This is a genomic window from Tenacibaculum salmonis, from assembly GCF_041053065.1.
In the GTDB taxonomy this organism is placed as follows: Bacteria; Bacteroidota; Bacteroidia; order Flavobacteriales; family Flavobacteriaceae; genus Polaribacter; species Polaribacter pacificus_A.
The window spans coordinates 2,483,499-2,501,918 of the sequence record NZ_JBFCVV010000001.1; the positions used below are offsets into that span (position 1 = coordinate 2,483,499).

Annotated in this window: 21 protein-coding genes; 20 read left to right on the top strand and 1 reads right to left on the bottom strand. The window is 29.1% G+C overall.

The features are described from left to right. Positions 1-10 precede the first annotated feature (10 nt). Both AB0T67_RS10895 and AB0T67_RS10900 read left to right on the top strand, forming a co-directional pair. Positions 11-925 (top strand): PorP/SprF family type IX secretion system membrane protein, encoded by a 915-nt coding sequence (locus AB0T67_RS10895; protein ID WP_369220325.1) that lies wholly within the window; start codon positions 11-13, stop codon positions 923-925. Between the two features lie 16 nt (positions 926-941). Beyond that, positions 942-2,888, top strand: a complete 1,947-nt coding sequence (locus tag AB0T67_RS10900) for an OmpA family protein (RefSeq protein ID WP_369220326.1) — start codon at positions 942-944, stop codon at positions 2,886-2,888. A 67-nt stretch (positions 2,889-2,955) separates the two neighbouring features. Here AB0T67_RS10900 and AB0T67_RS10905 read toward each other — a convergent pair whose 3' ends face one another. Next, positions 2,956-3,699, bottom strand: a complete 744-nt coding sequence (locus AB0T67_RS10905; RefSeq protein ID WP_369220327.1) for a helix-turn-helix domain-containing protein — start codon at positions 3,697-3,699, stop codon at positions 2,956-2,958. A 178-nt stretch (positions 3,700-3,877) separates the two neighbouring features. On the opposite strand from AB0T67_RS10905, the gene AB0T67_RS10910 reads away from it, so the two are divergent. The 18 genes from AB0T67_RS10910 (at position 3,878) to AB0T67_RS10995 (ending at position 18,359) form a co-directional block, all read left to right on the top strand. Next, positions 3,878-4,273: a type III secretion system chaperone family protein gene (locus AB0T67_RS10910; protein WP_271230519.1), complete on the top strand. Its 396-nt coding sequence runs from the start codon at positions 3,878-3,880 to the stop codon at positions 4,271-4,273. 44 nt (positions 4,274-4,317) lie between these two features. Beyond that, positions 4,318-5,016: a PspA/IM30 family protein gene (locus AB0T67_RS10915; RefSeq protein ID WP_369220328.1), complete on the top strand. Its 699-nt coding sequence runs from the start codon at positions 4,318-4,320 to the stop codon at positions 5,014-5,016. Between the two features lie 164 nt (positions 5,017-5,180). Next, positions 5,181-5,732 carry a DUF4178 domain-containing protein gene (locus AB0T67_RS10920; protein ID WP_369220329.1) on the top strand — a complete coding sequence of 184 codons (552 nt, stop codon included), beginning with the start codon at positions 5,181-5,183 and terminating at the stop codon, positions 5,730-5,732. A 37-nt stretch (positions 5,733-5,769) separates the two neighbouring features. After that, complete coding sequence (locus AB0T67_RS10925) at positions 5,770-6,567, top strand: hypothetical protein (RefSeq protein WP_369220330.1); 798 nt, start codon at positions 5,770-5,772, stop codon at positions 6,565-6,567. 21 nt (positions 6,568-6,588) lie between these two features. Continuing rightward, a complete protein-coding gene (locus AB0T67_RS10930; protein WP_369220331.1) occupies positions 6,589-7,470 on the top strand; it encodes a DUF350 domain-containing protein in 882 nt (293 codons plus the stop codon). Further along, the gene (locus tag AB0T67_RS10935) at positions 7,458-9,014 is read left to right on the top strand and encodes a polyamine aminopropyltransferase (RefSeq protein ID WP_369220332.1); all 1,557 of its coding nucleotides are present in this window, start codon (positions 7,458-7,460) and stop codon (positions 9,012-9,014) included. The genes AB0T67_RS10930 and AB0T67_RS10935 overlap by 13 nt, the downstream gene beginning before the upstream one ends. Before the next feature lie 2 nt (positions 9,015-9,016). Next, on the top strand, positions 9,017-9,322 hold the full coding sequence (locus AB0T67_RS10940; RefSeq protein WP_369220333.1) for an S-adenosylmethionine decarboxylase family protein: 306 nt from the start codon (positions 9,017-9,019) through the stop codon (positions 9,320-9,322). Between the two features lie 115 nt (positions 9,323-9,437). Continuing rightward, positions 9,438-10,082, top strand: a complete 645-nt coding sequence (locus AB0T67_RS10945; RefSeq protein ID WP_369220334.1) for a hypothetical protein — start codon at positions 9,438-9,440, stop codon at positions 10,080-10,082. Further along, a complete protein-coding gene (locus AB0T67_RS10950; protein WP_369220335.1) occupies positions 10,082-10,873 on the top strand; it encodes an ion transporter in 792 nt (263 codons plus the stop codon). Before AB0T67_RS10945 ends, AB0T67_RS10950 begins: the two co-directional genes overlap by 1 nt. Continuing rightward, positions 10,870-11,409 (top strand): rhomboid family intramembrane serine protease, encoded by a 540-nt coding sequence (locus AB0T67_RS10955; protein ID WP_369220336.1) that lies wholly within the window; start codon positions 10,870-10,872, stop codon positions 11,407-11,409. Before AB0T67_RS10950 ends, AB0T67_RS10955 begins: the two co-directional genes overlap by 4 nt. A 37-nt stretch (positions 11,410-11,446) precedes the next feature. Then, positions 11,447-11,797 carry a DUF5713 family protein gene (locus AB0T67_RS10960; protein WP_369220337.1) on the top strand — a complete coding sequence of 117 codons (351 nt, stop codon included), beginning with the start codon at positions 11,447-11,449 and terminating at the stop codon, positions 11,795-11,797. A gap of 214 nt (positions 11,798-12,011) precedes the next feature. Further along, positions 12,012-12,179 carry a cbb3-type cytochrome oxidase assembly protein CcoS gene (gene ccoS / locus AB0T67_RS10965; protein WP_083501080.1) on the top strand — a complete coding sequence of 56 codons (168 nt, stop codon included), beginning with the start codon at positions 12,012-12,014 and terminating at the stop codon, positions 12,177-12,179. A gap of 30 nt (positions 12,180-12,209) precedes the next feature. Continuing rightward, entirely contained in the window at positions 12,210-14,411 is a 2,202-nt protein-coding gene (gene ccoN, locus AB0T67_RS10970; RefSeq protein ID WP_369220338.1) for a cytochrome-c oxidase, cbb3-type subunit I, read from the top strand. A gap of 5 nt (positions 14,412-14,416) precedes the next feature. Continuing rightward, positions 14,417-14,584, top strand: coding sequence for a CcoQ/FixQ family Cbb3-type cytochrome c oxidase assembly chaperone (locus AB0T67_RS10975; protein WP_271405915.1), 168 nt, complete (start codon positions 14,417-14,419; stop codon positions 14,582-14,584). Positions 14,585-14,595: 11 nt separating this feature from the next. Beyond that, positions 14,596-15,723 carry a cbb3-type cytochrome c oxidase N-terminal domain-containing protein gene (locus tag AB0T67_RS10980; protein ID WP_369220339.1) on the top strand — a complete coding sequence of 376 codons (1,128 nt, stop codon included), beginning with the start codon at positions 14,596-14,598 and terminating at the stop codon, positions 15,721-15,723. A gap of 36 nt (positions 15,724-15,759) precedes the next feature. Then, entirely contained in the window at positions 15,760-17,181 is a 1,422-nt protein-coding gene (gene ccoG / locus AB0T67_RS10985) for a cytochrome c oxidase accessory protein CcoG (RefSeq protein ID WP_369220340.1), read from the top strand. 33 nt (positions 17,182-17,214) lie between these two features. Next, positions 17,215-17,661, top strand: coding sequence for a FixH family protein (locus AB0T67_RS10990; RefSeq protein WP_369220341.1), 447 nt, complete (start codon positions 17,215-17,217; stop codon positions 17,659-17,661). Continuing rightward, on the top strand, positions 17,661-18,359 hold the full coding sequence (locus AB0T67_RS10995) for a sulfite exporter TauE/SafE family protein (protein ID WP_369220342.1): 699 nt from the start codon (positions 17,661-17,663) through the stop codon (positions 18,357-18,359). The genes AB0T67_RS10990 and AB0T67_RS10995 overlap by 1 nt, the downstream gene beginning before the upstream one ends. Positions 18,360-18,420: the final 61 nt, after the last annotated feature.

An 18,420-nucleotide genomic window follows, 5' to 3' on the forward strand; every position in this document is an offset into this window, starting at 1 on the left:
AAAAAGCGATATGAAAATCAGATATTCAATACTATTAATTCTATGTGTAATAGCCGGAATTAATGCACAACAAGATCCACAGTACACCCAATATATGTACAATACAATGACCGTAAACCCTGCTTATGCAGGGTCCAACGGACACAGTATTATTAATTTATTAGGAAGAACCCAATGGGTAGGTGTCGATGGAGCACCAGATTCACAAACTTTAAGTTATGATACTCCGCTAGGATATAGCGGTGTTGGTTTAGGAGTCAATTTAACGAATGATAGAATAGGTCCAGCGAGTGAAATATTTTTAGATATCAATGGATCTTATACAATTCGAACCAGTGATGAAGGAAATTTAGCTTTTGGATTAAAACTAGGAGGTCGTCATTTAAATGTAGATTGGAGTAAGGGAAGATATCAACATGGAGATGATAAAAACTTAGGTAATAATATCAATAAGTTTTTACCAACAGTAGGAGCAGGATTGTATTATTATACAAGTAATTGGTATTTAGGAGCAGCGATTCCAAACTTTATAAGTACTGAACATTATGATGATGTTAAAGGTGGCGGAAGTGTTGCTGAAGAACGTTTACATTTATTCTTAATAGCAGGATATGTATTCGATTTAAGTGAAAGCATCAAATTTAAACCAGCAGTTTTAGCTAAGGCAGTAAACGGAGCGCCATTATCAATAGATGTGTCTGGAAACTTTTTGTTCAATGAGAAATTTACGGCAGGTTTGGCTTGGCGTTGGGATGATTCAATCAGTGCATTGTTAGGTTTTCAGGCAAGTAAAAGTTTGTATTTAGGGTTTGCTTACGATTTAACAAATTCAAATTATAGTAATTATAACTCAGGAACTTATGAAGTAATGTTACGATATGATATGTTTAAAGAGCAAGCATTGAAATCACCAAGATTCTTTTAATATAAAAACTAGGAAAATGAAAAACATACTATACATATTAATCCTATTGTTAAGTACTGCAAGTTTCGGTCAACGAAAATATGCAGCTGATAGGTACTTTAAAGAATTTGCATATAAAAAAGCTGGAGAACTTTATCAATCGATTCATGATAAAGGAGATGATTCATATTTAGTTTTAAGTAGGTTAGGCGATTCCCATTATTTTAATTTTGAATTAGCTAAGGCAGAAGAAAACTATAAAAAACTGATGAGTCTTCATGAAGAAATCGCTTCATCAGAACATTTATTTAGATATGCTCAAGTTTTGAAAAGTAACGGAAAAAATGAGGAATCAGATAAATGGTTACTGAAATTAAAATCAAAAAATGGGACAGATAGCCGTGTTGCTTCTTTAGAGAATAATTCGAATTATTTTGTAGAATATTCAAATAAAGAAAAAACATATATCAATATTCATAATTTATCAAGTAATACTAAGTATTCTGATTTTGGCGGATTTATTTATGAAGATGATTTTTATTTTGCATCTACAAGTCCAAAAACAGATAAGGATAAAAAATTATACAAATGGAATAAACAACCTTATTTGAATATCTATAAAGCGAAGCAAAAAGATATCAAAGAGAAAAAGATTTTAGATGTCGAGAAAAAAACGATGCTAGATGATTTAAGTTCAAAATACCATGAGTCAAATATTATCATTACAAAAAATGGTAAGAAAGCTTATTTTACTCGCGATAATTATGACGGAAAACGATTAAAAGGAGATAAAGATGCAGTATCTCATTTAAAGCTTTATAGTGCAGATAAAATAGATGATTCATGGGGAAATGTAACTGAATTATCATTTAATAGTGATTCATTTTCATGTGGTCATGCAGCTTTAAGTTCAGATGAGAAAACGTTGTATTTTGTATCAGATATGCCAAATGGATTTGGAGCTACAGATATTTATAAAGTTTCTGTTTTAGAAAATAATACTTTTGGTACACCAGAAAATTTAGGACGTACTATTAATACGGAAGGACGTGAAATGTTTCCGTTTGTAGGAAGTGATGATGTATTATATTTTGCATCAGATGGTCATTTAGGATTAGGAGCTTTGGATGTTTTTGAATCACAAATAGAAGCAGGGTTTTATGTTAACCCTGTAAATTTAGGAGCACCAGTAAATGGATCTTCAGATGACTTTGCATTTGTAATAAATGATGCTCATAGTTATGGATTCTTTTCCTCAAACCGAAAAAGTGGTCTAGGCGATGATGATATTTATAGTTTTAGTATCTATAAATGTAAGGAAGATGTCAAAGGAATTATTACAGATTCACGAACAGGAGCGCCAATACAGAATGCATTAGTTCAATTAATGGATGCAAAAGGCGAGGTTATTTTAGAGCAAAAGACAGGACGAACAGGCGCTTATTTATTTGAAAAAATGGACTGTGAAAAGAAATTTGTAGTTGTAGCATCAAAAGAAAATTACAGAAACAAGAATAAAGATACCGAAACACTAGATATCAATAAAGAAGTAGTTGTAGCGAATCTTAACTTAGAATCTTTAATAGTAGAAGATCAAATAGTAATTAATCCAATTTATTTTGATTTTGATTTATCGAATATTCGCGAAGATGCAGAATATGAATTAGAACATATTGTAACAGTAATGAAATCGAATGTTGATTTAGTAATAAAAATAGAATCGCATACTGATAGCCGAGGTTCAAAGAATTACAATAGAAGTTTATCAGATAGGAGAGCCAAATCAACAAGAGATTATTTAATATCACGAGGAATATCATCAGAAAGGATAGCAAGTGCTATAGGATTTGGAGAAGATAATTTATTAAATAATTGTGATGATGCTAATAGTAGTCAATGTACTGAGGCTGAACATCAAAAAAATAGACGTTCTTATTTTTACATTGTAAAAGGGAATAAAAATAAAGTAAAAGTGAATAATTAATCACATTTATATTTTTAACATGAATAAAAAACACGAAGCAATTGCTTCGTGTTTTTTTGTTTAAAGATTATTTTAATGACAACCGTTTTAGTTCGGTATTTAATTGGTTTAATTGATTTTCTAATTTTGAATTGAATTTTGGATATTGTTTTAAAAATACATAAGAAACTTTCCAAAAATGGATGTCAGTTCCATAAGGGATATTTATCGGAGCGATATTTATATGATCGGCTAATAAATGATAACCTGTATCTGTAGTGTTATAACGTCTGATAAATAACGTATCATTTGCCAATACAGTTACTACATCTCCTTTAATTAAATCATCAGCAATAGCGCTTTCACCAACTACAACATCACCAGGAAATAAACCTTCCTCATTAGAAACCATAAATAAATCATGTACTGTAAATGCTAATAATGGAGCATTTGCTGTTACGGGCATTCTAATAAGAGGTAAGGATTGATAGCTTTCTGTGGTTTTAAAATCATCGATAAACATTTTACTGTTTAATGAGTTTACAAAAGGAATATCAGTAAAACTAGCTTTTACAACTTGATTGATATCTGTAGTAATGATTTCGTTAAAGCTTAATAATTGATTAACTGTAATGTTTTTTGTTAGAATATCATCTATCGATATGCTAAAGTAATTAGCAACTTTTATGATGGTGTCAATTTTTGGTTCGCTTCTTTTTTCTTCGTAAGCACCTAGAGTTCCTCTTTTTAAAGAGAATATGTCTGCAAAAGCTTGTTGGCTAAGTCCTTTTACGCTTCTTATTTTTTTAATATTTTTTCCGAAAAATGACATGATATGCTAATTTTATTTGCAGATTACTTAAATATGATTATATTTGACAGACCAAAAGTACTAAAATTAGCAAACTAAAATTACAGAATAGCTGGATATTCTAAAATTATTAGCAATAATCCTGAGAAACTAAAAAACACTTAATAAGTTTAAGAAATTTTGTAAAAGAATAAAATAGATGAAAAAACAATTTAACATTATTAAAAATTACTTACTTGAGTTAAATTACAATATTACTCATGAAGATAAAAAAGAAGGTATTTTGATGATTCAAAATCAAGATGAAGGTATTGATAATTTGATTATTGGAATTGCAAATCCAGTTTTAATTATTGAACAATATATCTTCAAAATCACAAATCCTGATGAAAATATTTTTCAACAATTATTACAAAAAAATAGAGACATCGTTCATGGTGCTTTTGTTTTAGATGAAACAGGTACGAAAGTGATTTTTAGAGATACGCTACAAATTGAAAACCTTGATTTAAACGAATTGGAAGGTTCTATAAATTCTTTGAGTTTATTATTAAGTGAATATTCAGAAAACATCATTCAGTTTTCTAAAGCATAATTAAAAATACAAATTAACACACACACACACTAAAAAAACATATTATGAATATATTTAGAAGATTATTTAATGTAGGAAAAGCAGAAGCAAACTCTGCAATTGACAAAATGGAAAATCCTATCAAAATGACAGAGCAGGGTATTAAGGACATGAAAAATGACTTAACAGAAGCGATGGAAGGTCTTGCGCAGGTAAAAGCCATGTTAATTCGTTCTACAAATGATAAAACACAGTTCGAAACAAAAGCCAAAGATTATCAAAATAAGGCAATGTTGATTTTACAAAAAGCTGGAAAAGGAGAGCTTACTGCTGAAAATGCAGATCGTTTAGCAACGGAAGCTTTAGTTAAAAAAGAAGAAAATACAGAACACGTTAATCGTTGTACTATTGAGGTTACTAATTTTTCGAAATCGGTTTCTCAATTAGAAACCAATGTTAATAGTTTGAGAAATAACATCAGTAAATGGGAAAATGAATTAAAAACCCTTAAAGCTCGTGTAAAAGTTTCGAAAGCAACCAAGAATTTAAACAAACAAATGGCGGCAATCGATAGTTCTAGTACTGTAAATATGCTAGAAAAAATGAAAGAAAAAGTATCCGAAGAAGAAGCTTTAGCCGAAGCTTATGGAGATATTGCTAACGAATCGAAAAGTATTGATGAAGAACTTGATAAAGCTTTAGGTACTAAAAAAACAAGTGCAGCAAGCAATCTTGAAGAGTTAAAAAAACAAATGGGATTGTAAAATTATTTAAAAGTAATTATCAATAATTTCATTTGATAAAATAAGCTCTTCTTTTAATAAAGAAGAGCTTATTTGTTAAAAAAGGTTACATTAAAATAATTTAATGAATATCATTAAGTTGTTACTTAACAAAATTTATTTAGTTTTATAAAAAATAATACAACATGGGAATATTTGATTTTTTAAAGAAAAAAGAACCAGAAAGACATTTTGATCCGACTAATATTACGATTAGAGATTTAGGAAAAGGATATATTTTTGAATATGCCATAGAAACTTGGACAGTTACAGCTTTGTTTGAATATGATTGGGGAGATGATTATTTTACTCGTGAATTTGTTATCAAAAATGGAACTACTGAAAAGTTTTTACATCTTGAAGATGATGGAGGTTTAGTAGTTACTTTATCAGAAAAAATAAAACTAAGAAAATTAGGCGAAACGGTCTGTGATTATATTGATGAAAATCAAAAACCACCTAAAAAAATTGATTTTGAAGGAACTCGTTATTTTTTGGATGAAAAATCACCAGGATTTTGCAAGGAAATTGATAATTCAGAATGGGAAGAATTAATTTCTTATGATTATTTAGACGAAGATGAAGAAAAAACACTTTGTATAGAACAATATGGTGAAGAAGAATTTGAAGTAACTAAAGGGATTATTATTAGCGAACTTGCTATTTCTAATATATTGCCTGTTGCAGATACTTATTAATACTAAAAATACTAAATTTGGTTTCAAATTAATTACAATGAAAATATTCCAAACATTAATTATTTCAAGCTTACTTTTGCTTGTGGTTTCTTGTGGAGCAGAACGAAAAAAGTACCTTAAATCTCCTTTAGATGAAATTATTACTACTTATATTGACGAGCAAAATTACAGTGTTATTCTAACTGATATGGATTATAAAGAAGATAGCGATGCTTATTTTCATAAATATAAAATCATTATTGAGAAAAAGAAAAACACAACAGAATCGGTAGAAGATGATTTTGATATAAAACGTACAGATTGGAAAAAAGTTTCAGCAATAACTTTTGAAGAGCATCAAAAAGATTTAGGAATGACCGTTTTATCAAAGAAAAATGGTGTTCTAGATAAAAAATCGACTCCTGCTGGTTATAATAATTATGTAGGAAATCAAAAATACGGAAGTTGGGAAAGACAAAGTAATGGTTCGTCTTTTTGGGCATTTTATGGACAATATCATTTTATGAGTAGCCTTTTAGGTGGTTCAAATCGTAGTTATGGTAGAAATGATTATGACCATTATCGAACTAATAATCAGGGAAGAACTAGTTATTACGGAAGAAATAAGACTTACGGAACATCATCAACAGGAAATACTAGTAGTACTTGGAATTCTAAACCTCAATCATTTAAAGATAAGGTAAGGACCAACGTAAAAAGAAGTGCGACTTCTTTAAGATCGAAAGGATATAGCTCTAGTAAAAGTTATGGAAGTTCTAGCCGAACTACAAGAAGTAGTAACAGATATAGTAGTTCAAGTTCTTCTCGCTCTAGAAGTGGAGGATATGGTAAATAATTGTATAAAATGCTCGTAAACATGAATCAATACATTAACGAATATATAAATATTATAGAAATATATCATTCCTTAGGATATATTATAAGTGGATTTATCATTTTTATCCTTGGAAAAATAGCGTATAAAATGCTAAATCCGAAGATTAATATTCAAGATGAATTAGTTGAAAAAGATAATTTTGCATTTATTATTTCTTATGTCGGATATTTTACTGCCTTAATTATTGTTATTGGCGGTGCTATTATTGGCGAAAGTTATGGTTTTATAACTGATATTCAGCATATTTTTATCTACGGAATAATTGCCATAGCGTTATTGCTTTTATCGGTTTGGATTAGCAATAAAGTAATTTTAAATAAGTTCGATTTAAAGAAAGAAATTATTACTGATGAAAATGAAGGTGCAGGTGTTATTGAAGCATCAATTTATATTGCAAACGGACTTATTTTATATGGTGCTTTAATTGGTGAATCGGAAACATTAATATCAGGTATTTTAACTTTTTTAATTTATTGGACTATAGGAAACATAGTACTTATAATCGGTTCTAAAGTGTTTATTGCTTGGATGGGTTATGATATTCATAATGAAATAGAAAAAGACAATGTTGCTGCTGGAGTTAGTTTTTCAGGAGCTATACTTGCTATTGGAATTATCACAATGAATGCAATTTTAGACCCATTTTTAGACTGGACAACAACGCTTATTGATATTAGTTTACAAACATTATTAGGCTGTTTATTATTGCCAATAATGCGTCTTTTTGCTGATAAAATTTTATTACCAGGAAGAAAACTTACAGATGAAATTATCAATCAAGAAAAACCAAATATTGGTGCAGGGTTAATGGAAGCTTTTGCTTACATCGGTGCTGCTATATTAATTACATGGAGTATTTAAAACAAAATTCTTTTGTATTAAAAGCTGCTATTTTTGCCACAGGATTTGCAGGAATAGTAGCTGAATATACCTTATCTACCTTAGCAACTTATTTTATTGGAAATTCAATTTTTCAGTGGACGATGATTGTTTCCCTGATGCTTTTTTGCATGGGTTTAGGAAGTCGATTGAGTAAATTAATCAAAAAAAACTTAATTCAAAATTTTTTAATTCTAGAAATATCACTTTCTTTAATTGTGGCATTTTCTTCAGTTTTGGTTTATACCTTGGCTTCGGTAAGTGATTATTATGGATTTGTAATTTATTCTTTAAGTATGCTTATTGGTTTACTTATTGGGTTAGAAATTCCGTTAGTTGTTCGGATAAATAAAGAATATGAAGATTTAAAAAGTAATATCTCCTCTATTTTAGAAAAAGATTACTACGGAAGTCTTATCGGTGGGGTATTTTTTGCTTTTATCGGTTTGCCGATATTAGGTTTAGCGTATACGCCTTTTGTATTAGGAATCATTAATTTTTTAGTTGCGTTAATTGTTTTTTATCGATTTAAAGAAAAGATAAATAAGCGTCATGTTTTTAGTTTAAAAGCAGTTTTAATCGTTGTTTTTGGACTTTTAATTACGGGTATTTCTTTTACAAAACCGATTATTCAATGGGGAGAACAAAAGAAATATAAAGACAAAGTTATTTATGCTGAACAAACAGAATATCAGAAAATTGTAGTAACCGAATGGAAAAATGAACATTGGTTATATTTAAACGGAAATTTGCAATTTTGTTCTATTGATGAAAAAATGTATCATGAACCGTTGGTGCATCCGATTATGCAATTACATCCAAATCCGCAAAGAATATTAATTTTGGGTGGTGGTGATGGTTGTGCTGTTCGTGAAATATTAAAATACAAAAGTGTTGAAAAAATTGATATGGTCGATTTAGATCCAAAAATGACGGATTTAGGGCTGAATCATCCTGTATTGCAGAAAATCAACAAAAAAAGCATGAAAAATGATAAATTGAGTATTTTTAACAAAGATGCTTATATTCATTTGGAACAAAATAAAGGTGATTTTTACGATATCATTATTATTGATTTACCAGACCCTAGAAATATTGAATTAGGAAGATTATATTCACATGAATTTTATTCACTTTGTAACAGAAAATTAAGACCTAACGGATTAATTATTACACAAGCAGGAAGTCCATATTTTGCAACAAATGCCTATAATTGTATTGATAAAACAATAATATCTGCTGGTTTTAATACGGTAAAACTTCATAATCAAGTATTATCGATGGGAGAATGGGGCTGGATACTTGGAACAAAAAACAAGAATATTAGTTCAAATCAGTTAAAAGATAAATTACGAAAAATTGAATTCAAAAATGTTAAAACCAATTGGATAAATAACGAAGCAATGCAATTGATAACATCTTTTGGAAAAGAGTTTTTTAATTCTAAAGATAGTATTGAAGTTAATAAAGTACACAATCCCGTTCTTTATAAATATTATTTAAACGGTAATTGGGATTTATATTAATTATGAATACATCTTACAAACATATAGAAGCAAATATATACAGTCATAAAATTTGGGATAGTTGTACTGTGCCAAAATCACTAAAAACAACTTATGAGCACTTATTAAAAGAGGCTGGTTTTACAATTATTCTTTTTAATGAACATCATTTTCCTAAGCAAGGATATACTTGTTTTTGGTTGTTAGGTGAAAGTCATTTAGCAATACATACGTTTCCAGAAAGTGGTAAAAGTTATATTGAATTGAGTAGTTGTAGTAAAGAAAAGCTAGATTTATTTATCAATAAAATAAATCATATAGATGCATAAAAAAATTACAAAATCACTTCCTATAAATTTAAAAATTAGATTGCTTTACAGAGGGTTTTCTACAATTTTTATACTTATTCTTCTTTATTTTAGTTTTTTATCGCTTAAATCTAATATGAAAAATATTGATTTTAGAGAGTGTTTTTATTTGAATATTAATACAAACGAAACAAAAGCAACTATTACAGAAGTATATTTTACAGATATAGAAGACGACCAATTTCAAGCAATGGTAAAAGCCTATGAATTTGAATATACTATTGATAAAGAATATCATAGATGGGTATCTTATAATTCTACAGCTAATTTAAAAATAGGTGATGAGGTAAATATTATTTATAATATTGAAAAACCTACATATAGTGTTATTAAAAATTTTGATTACATACCTAATGGAAATCCATTTTTTTATTATTTGATATTTCCATTAATTACCTTATTTATTTTTAGATTATATATTCGAAATACTGTAAAAGAAATTACAATTTTAAGTAATGGTATTATTACCGAAGGACGATATTTGGGTAAAGAACTCTATTTTTCTAATAATGTAAAAGGTGAAAGCGGTTATCGAATTAAATTCGCTTACTTTTCTGAAGATAAAGAAACAGAATATGTAACTACTTGTTTAGGTACTCTAAAAAAAATTAGAACTAAAAAAGTATGGATTATCTATCATAAAAATAATCCTAAAAAAGCATTAGTGGTAAATAGTTTATCAAAATCAATTGCTAAACACATTAAGAAAAATTGGGTTTAATGAAAAAGAAAGCACGTAATTTTATTAATTATAATAAGTATTTTATTAAGTTTATTTATGCGCTTATTGTGATGAATATTATTGCTTTAATTCTTGAGTCTTATCAAGAATTAAATGTAAAGTATAGCGCTTTTTTTTATTTTTTTGAAGTGTTTTCTGTAGCGGTATTTACTATTGAATATCTTATCCGAATTTGGGTTTCTGATATTACAAAAGAAAATAAAAAAGAACGTTTAAATTTTGCTTTTTCTACTTTAGGAATTATCGATTTAATAGCAATACTTCCTTTTTATTTACCTTTTATTTTTCCTTTCGATTTAAGAATTGTACGTATTCTTCGTTTATTTAGGTTGCTACGAATTTTTAAATTAAGTAGATATTCAAGGTCATTAAAAACAATAAAATATATTTTTAAAGAAACAAAAGCAGAACTTTCTATGACTGTTTTTGTCACTTTTGTATTAATGATTTTATCATCTACATTAATGTATTATATAGAGCATGATGATCAACCTGAAAAATTTGCAAGTATCGGCGATGCTTTTTGGTGGGCAGTAGCAACATTAACTACTGTTGGTTATGGTGATGTGTATCCTGTAACGCCTTGGGGTAAATTATTAGGCGGTGTTATTGCTTTAATCGGAATTGGTTTTGTAGCACTTCCAACAGGAATTATTAGTTCGGCTTTTATTGATAAAATTCAATCTGAAAAACAGTTAAAAAAATCCGAAGAAAAAATTAAAGAAAAAAATTGTAATTGTCCACATTGTGGAAAAAATATTAATGTATGATTTCTAAAAAACACAAATATACTATTCAATTAATAGTCTTTTTATATGTTGTTCATGCTGTAAGTTTTTTTATTCCGATTACTAAATTCGGAATTATACCACGTACTTTTAATGGATTAATTGGTGTTTTTGCATCACCTTTTTTACATGCTGATATTTGGCATTTAATTTCAAATACACTTCCTTTAATCGTATTGTTAACGGTGCTTAATTTTTTTTATCCGAAGAAAACATTGTCTGTAATTATATTTATCATTTTAGTTGGAGGAATGCTTGTTTGGATGTTTGCTAGAAGTGCAAATCATATTGGAGCTAGTGGACTTATATATGGTCTTGCTTCATTTTTAATTGCAAACGGTATTTTAGAACGAAAGTTTATTCCAATACTTGTTTCTATTGCGGTAGCTGTTGTTTATGGTGGATTAATTTGGGGATTAGTTCCATCTTTAAAAAGTCATATATCATGGGAAGGACATCTTTTTGGAGCTGTGGCAGGTATTCTTGCTGCATTTTTATTGAAGAAGAAACAATATTAATATTGATTACTTTAGCCGATAAATTAAAAAATATATAATGAAAGTAGAAGAGTTAAAAAATAAAAAAGCACAAGAATATAACTTTTTAAAAGACATGTATTCTGATAATTTTTTTCCTGATTTTTTAGTAGATAAATGTAAAGATATTTTATTGAATTTTTGTAAAGAAATTGAATTTCAAAGTATAGTAAACTTAGAAGGTTTATATAAAATAGGAGAAAAATATGTTGAAGAACTTAATGAACTTCAAGATGAATTTTACAAAAATGAAAGTGAAATTGAAACTGTAGCTAGAGAATCAATAATGTCTGATTTTGAAAATATTTCAAAAATATATGGATATGAAAATACTGATATTGAAATATTAGCAGGAAATAGAGATTGGTAAAATATACATAGAATACATACTCTTTAAATGAGTATAAATAAAGCAAAAAACCTCTTAAAAAGAGGTTTTTTGCTTTATTGCTGAAAAGTAATTTTCTTCTTCTTTTTTGATGTGTTTTTTTATGAAAATACTAAATAAACTTTAAAATATGACAAATATCATATTTTAAGAAAGTCTTCAAAAGTAAATTTGTAGTACAATTATCAGGCAAGATATGAGCGTTATTTACTTACTACTTACACTAAGTATTTTAGTGGCACTAATTTTTTTTATTGCATTTATTGTTTCAGTAAAAAATGGACAGTACGATGATTCGTACACGCCATCAGTTCGTATGCTTTTTGATGACGAATTAGTAAAAGAAGAAACAAAAAAACAATAATTAACAATAGATATTAAATTCAATTAAATTATGGAAATGCAACAATTTTATTACGATAATAAAATCGTAAAAAAATTCATTTACGCCACACTACTTTGGGGAATTGTAGGTTTCTCAGTCGGTTTATTATTGGCATTAATGTTTTTATTCCCAAATATTACAGACGGAATATCATGGTTAAGTTTTGGTCGTTTACGTCCGTTACATACAAATGCAGTAATTTTTGCTTTTGTAGGAAATGCTATTTATGCAGGAGTTTACTACTCGTTACAACGATTGCTAAAAGCACGGATGGCGAGTGATTTTTTAAGTAATTTTAATTTCTGGGGATGGCAATTAATTATTGTAGCCGCCGCCATAACACTTCCTTTAGGATATACAAGTTCAAAAGAATATGCCGAGTTAGAATGGCCTATTGATATTGCAATTGCGCTAGTTTGGGTGGCTTTTGGTGTCAATATGATTTGGACGGTTTTACAAAGAAGACAGCGTCATTTATATGTAGCAATCTGGTTTTATTTAGGAACTTTTGTAACTGTTGCAGTATTACATATTTTTAACAGTTTAGCATTGCCTGTAAGTTTCATGAAAAGTTATTCAGTGTACGCAGGTGTACAAGATGCTTTGGTACAATGGTGGTACGGACATAATGCCGTAGCATTTTTCTTAACAACGCCATTTTTAGGGTTGATGTATTATTTTGTTCCGAAAGCAGCAAACAGACCTGTATATTCTTATCGATTATCAATAGTTCACTTTTGGTCGTTAATTTTTATTTATATCTGGGCAGGACCTCACCATTTATTATATACTGCATTACCAACTTGGGCTCAAAATTTAGGAGTTGCATTTTCAATAATGTTATTAGCTCCGTCTTGGGGTGGAATGATAAACGGATTATTAACACTTCGTGGTGCTTGGGATAAAGTACGTACCGATCCTGTTTTAAAATTCTTCGTAGTTGCAATTACTGGTTATGGTATGGCAACTTTTGAAGGACCAATGTTATCATTAAAAAATGTAAATGCAATTGCGCATTTTTCTGATTGGATTATTGCTCACGTTCACGTTGGTGCATTAGCTTGGAATGGTTTCTTTACCTTCGGGATGATTTATTGGATGGTTCCAAGATTATTTAAAACAAAATTATATTCTACAGCTTTAGCAAACTTTCACTTTTGGATTGGTACTTTAGGAATTATTATGTACACATTACCAATGTATGTTGCAGGTTTTGTACAAGCATCAATGTGGAAACAATTTAATCCTGATGGAACATTAGCTTATGGTAACTTCTTAGAAACAGTAACCGAAATTATTCCAATGTATTGGATGCGTGCTATTGGAGGAAGTATGTTTATTGTAGGAGCTTTTGTAATGTTATATAACATGATAAGAACTGTACAAGCTGGTAGTGATGTTACTGATGATTTAGCAGAAGCAGCACCTTTAACAAAAGTATCTAAGAATAGAACTAAAGGAGAAGGATGGCATACTTGGTTAGAAAGAAAACCAATCAAATTAACAGTTTTTGCAACAATAGCAATTTTAATCGGTGGAGTTGTTCAGATTGTGCCAACATTATTAGTAAAATCTAACATACCAACTATTTCAAGTGTAAAACCGTATTCGCCTTTAGAATTAGAAGGACGTGATATTTATATTCGTGAAGGATGTGTAGGATGTCACTCTCAAATGGTTAGACCATTTAGAAGTGAAGTTGAGCGATATGGAGAATATTCTAAAGCTGGTGAATTTGTATATGACCATCCATTTTTATGGGGATCTAAACGTACAGGACCAGATTTACATAGAGTCGGAAGTAAATATTCTGATAGCTGGCACTTAAATCATATGTATGACCCACAAAGTACTTCGCCAGGTTCTATAATGCCAGCGTATCAATGGTTAGTTAAAAGTAAACTAGATAAAAGTAGTACTGAAGATAAAATGAGAGTAATGGTAACTTTAGGAGTTCCTTATTCTGATGAAGAAATAGCAAATGCACAAGCTAATATGGATGCGCAAGGAGCTAAGATTCAAGAGAACTTACATCAAGATCCTGATTTTGCTAAAAGTTATGCTTCGGATAAAAAATATGCAGCTGATAATGGGCAAACTTTTATCGAAATGAAAGATAGAGAAATTGTAGCGTTAATTTCTTACTTACAACGATTAGGTACAGATATTAAAGTTAAAGATGTTCAAAGACAATTAAGCACTAAAAAATAGCACTTATGTTAAAATTCGTAAAAAATCATATGGAAAGCATTACGGGTATAGAAATATACCCAATGATTTCATTAACAATATTCTTTACCTTTTTTATGGTATTATTTTGGTGGGTATTTACAGCCAAAAAAGAGTATATAAGTAAGGTAAGTAATTTACCTTTAAATGACTAAAACAAATTATTATGAAAAAATATATTCAATCCATAGTATCTTTTCTTTTTGTTTTTTCAATGCCATTTATTTTAGCAGAGGCATTTAAGGCATATGAAGAGCCCTTTAACTTTTTAGAAAATTCAATAATTTTATATATTACTATTGGATTTGGTTTAGTAGTACTTTTAAAAGAAGTATTATCTAATACTGTTGTTAATAAAGCAAATGAGTTAATGCCAAAAAACTATACCAGAGTTCAATCGGCAATATCATTTTTATTTACTTTTTTAACGCCATTTGCATTAGCAAAAGCAATTAGTTCTTACGAAAATCCGTTTGACATTTTACAAAATCCATTGGTTTGGCTTGGAATTATAGCATTTGGTTTAGTTCTTTTAGCTAAAGAGATTCTTACAATTGTAGGAGTAATAAAAATTGAAAAAACAGCAATGATTGAAGCAGGAATAAATCCTGATGAAATAGATAGTTTTGCTTGGGCTAGAGAGTTAATCAAAAAATGGACAGATACAAAAGCCGTAGAAGAAGAAGAGGAAATTATACTAGACCATAATTATGATGGAATTAAAGAACTAGATAATAATTTACCACCATGGTGGGTGTATATGTTTTATGGAACTATAATTTTTGCAGTAGTTTATTTAGTGCGATTTGAAGTTTTAGATGGTTATACACAAGAAATGGAATATGCCGAATCTGTAGCTGTAGCTAAAAGAGAATTAGCAGCTTATAAATCAACATCAAAAGAAGCGGTTATTGATGCTGAAACAGTTACTGTTTTAACATCTGAAAGCGATTTGAAAAGAGGTAAAGCAGTTTATAATTTAAACTGTGCTGCTTGTCATATTGGTGATGGTGGTGGTGGTATAGGTCCTAACTTAACAGATAATTATTGGCTTTTAGGTGGTGGAATTAAAAACATATTTACAACTATTACAAATGGAGGTAGAGATGGAAAAGGAATGGTTGCATGGGGTAAAACTTTAAAACCAAAAGACATTCAAAAAGTAGCAAGTTATATCATGGCTTTTCAAGGGACTACACCTGCAAAACCAAAACCACCACAAGGAGAGTTATTTAAAGATGATACAAAACCTGTAGTTGAGGTTGTAACACAAGTAAAAGATAGTGTACAATAAATAATAATACCTTATTAGGTTTTTTAATAGTTGATAATGGAGACACCCAAGGACGAGCAATTTAGAGATAGTATAGGTACCATCAATAATGAAGGGAAGCGTGCTTGGGTATATCCTAAAAAACCAAGCGGACGATTTTATAAATACAGATCGTACGTTAGTTATTTTTTACTGTTAATTTTATTAGCAGCTCCATTTATCAAAATTAATGGGAATCAATTTTTATTATTTAATGTTATAAAACGAAAGTTTAATATTTTCGGATTTCCTTTTTGGCCACAAGATTTTCATTTATTAGTGGTTTCCATGATTGTTGGCGTGGTATTTATTATTTTATTTACCGTTGTTTTCGGTCGGATTTTCTGCGGATGGATTTGTCCGCAAACCATCTTTTTAGAAATGGTTTTTAGAAAAATTGAATATTGGATTGATGGCGATAGAGGAAAACAAATTCGTTTAGAAAAACAAGCTTGGAATGCCGAAAAAATTAAGAAAAGACTGTTAAAATGGTTTATCTTTTTTATCATTTCATTTTTAATAGCAAACGTGTTTTTAGCTTATTTAATTGGTGGAGATACTGTTATTAATTATGTAACAGGTAATCCACTTGACAATACGAGTACTTTAATTTCATTGTTGATTTTTACAGGAGTTTTCTATTTTATTTTTGCTTGGTTTAGAGAGCAAGTTTGCATTATTGCTTGTCCTTATGGTAGGTTACAAGGTGTTTTGTTAGATAATAAAACAATTAATGTAGCGTACGATCATGTACGTGGAGAAGGTGAAAAAGGTAGAGGTAAATTCAGAAAAAAAGAAGACAGAGCAAGTACAGGAAAAGGAGATTGTATTGATTGTTTTCAATGTGTAAATGTTTGCCCTACGGGGATTGATATCAGAAACGGAACACAACTAGAATGTGTAAATTGTACTGCTTGTATTGATGAATGTGATGACATGATGGAAAACGTAGGTTTACCAAAAGGATTAATTCGTTTTGCAAGTGAAGAAAATATTGAAAAGAAAACACCTTTTCAGTTTACTGCCAGAATGAAAGGTTATACCGCTGTTTTAGGAATTTTAATAGCCGTTTTAATAGGAATGTTATTTTTAAGAAACGATGTTGAAGCAACTATTTTAAGATTACCAGGACAATTGTATCAGCATAAAGAAAATGGAGTAATTAGTAATATTTATACTTATAAAGTTATTAATAAAACCACAAAACAGATTGACAATGTAAGTTACAAATTATTATCTCATAAAGGTAAAATAGAAACGGTAACACATCAAAATTTTGAAATTCCTAAACAAGGATTAGCAGAAGGAACTTTATTTGTAGAGTTACATCAATCAGAAATGAAAAAAGAAAAAGTAAACCTTAGAATTGGCGTTTATAGTGGTGATAAATTAATAGAAACTACTAAAACTAACTTTTTAGGACCAAGAAGTTATAGATAATAATGTTTACATAAGAACATAAAAAATAAAGAAATGAAACTAAACTGGGGCACGGGTATTGTAATTGCAATTATTGCATTTATGAGTTTTATATTATATTTTGTTATATCAATGAGTACAGGTAAAAATTTTAATCACGATTTGGTATCTGAAGAGTATTATCAAAAAGAATTAGAATTTCAAGGAAATATAGATGCTACAAAAAATGCAAAAAACTTAACAGAAAATATTAAAGTAAAAAAAGTATCAGAAGGATTAAAAATCTATTTTCCAACAGAATTTAATCCTAAAGATATTACAGGAAAAGTGTTCCTATATAGACCATCTAATAAGCAATTGGATTTTGAAATACCTATTTCAATTTCTGATACATATTTGCTCGTGCCTGAGAAACGCTTATTGGATGGTCGTTGGAACATTATTGTTTCGTGGAAATACAAAAATACGCCTTATTTATTTGAGAAAGAATTAATTTATTAATGTTTCTTTCTGCGCTCATATTTGGTTTATTAGGAAGTTTTCATTGCATCGGTATGTGTGGACCTATCGCTTTTATGTTGCCTGTTGATAGAAAAAACCCTGTAAAACAGTTTTTTCAGATTCTTAGTTATCACTTTGGGCGATTATTTACTTATAGTTTAATCGGATTGTTGTTCGGTTTTTTGGGTAAAGGTTTTTATTTCTTCGGATTTCAACAGCAACTTTCTATTTTGGTGGGAGTTCTTATGATTTTGGTGATTCTTATACCAAAAACTTTTCAGAAATATAATTTTTCAAAACCGATTAATAAATTGGTCATGAAAGTTAAATCATCTCTTGGAAAAGAACTTAAAAAGAAAGGTAACGACACTTTTTTTACCATTGGTTTTTTAAATGGATTATTACCTTGTGGATTGGTTTATATGGCTGTTTTTGGCGCATTAGCCACCACAAATGCTTTTTCAGGAAGTTTATATATGTTTATCTTCGGATTAGGAACTATTCCTTTAATGACAATTATTGTTTATGTAGGTAATTTTGCTAACGGATTAGTCCGAAAAAGAATTCAACAAATAATTCCTTATATAGTTGTTATTATTGGTTTACTATTTATTTTACGTGGTTTAGGTTTAGGTATTCCTTATGTTTCTCCACAAAAAATAAACGATTTATCTACTTCGGTGCAAGGTTGTCATTAGTTAAAATAGATGATAAAAATCATACTTTTTTTAATTAATACGTTGTAGATTTACTTTAGAA